This is a genomic window from Phocaeicola sp. RTP21198st1_B8_RTP21198_201120 (assembly GCF_040929485.1).
Classification (GTDB): Bacteria; Bacteroidota; Bacteroidia; order Bacteroidales; family Bacteroidaceae; genus Phocaeicola; species Phocaeicola dorei.
Map to the genome: position 1 here is coordinate 330 of NZ_JBCOCI010000433.1, position 882 is coordinate 1,211.

Sequence of the window (882 nt, forward strand, 5' to 3'; positions counted from 1 at the left end):
ATATTTATATAACAATAATACGGACTGGCAGGATTTGATCTACAAAAACAGTACTTCTACCGATCATTTATTTCGTGTGGAAGGTGGTGACAATATTGCCAAATATGATCTTTCATTAGGATATAGCCGTGAAAATGGGCTGATAGATAATACAAGTATGGAGCGTTTTCATACCCAGCTCAATACAAATATTCTGGTAAGTCAGAAAGTGAATATCTTTGCAAGCTTGGGACTGGCTTATATGAACGGGCATTTCCAGGAACAAGGCATGAGTATGGCGACCAACCCTGTTCTTGCTGCATATTTCCGTTCCCCTTTGTTAAGTCCTTATGATAAAGACCGGGATGGCAATATCCTTTCCACTTATTCCTCTTATCGCTATGGTAACAGTAGAACTGCTGCCTATGGAGTCAGCAACCCGTTGGCATTAATTAATACTTTGGATGCCCACAATCGCCAGTATGATTTGAATATGAAGGCCGGTATCTCTTATAAGCCTTTTCTGGGATTTACCGTAAGTGGTATTGTCGGCTTATATTATAACTTTAATAATGAGCATCTTTTCATTCCTGGACAGAGTGATCCGACAATCTTGCCCGTGGTCGATATGTATGACACAAGGAATAATGCTGTGAAAGAAGGAGAGGCCGAGACCACGAACTTTTTTCTAAACCTGAACGGAAATTATCAAAAGACTTTCAATTATATCCATAAACTGAATGCAATTGCTGGTTGGCAGATGTTGACGACAAAAAATGAATATGACGCAGGTGAAGGACGTAACACAGGTAATGACTTCTACCAGACTTTGGGAAGTGTTCAGGCTATCGGACGTCGTTTTCTGGGATATACGAATAATTGGAACTGGATGAACTTTTATGC

The 882-nt window shown here is 39.9% G+C and carries 1 pseudogene; it reads left to right on the forward strand.

Annotated elements, in window-relative coordinates:
* Positions 1-882 (forward strand): annotated as a pseudogene (locus tag AB5935_RS27025) (SusC/RagA family protein); the annotation flags it as partial.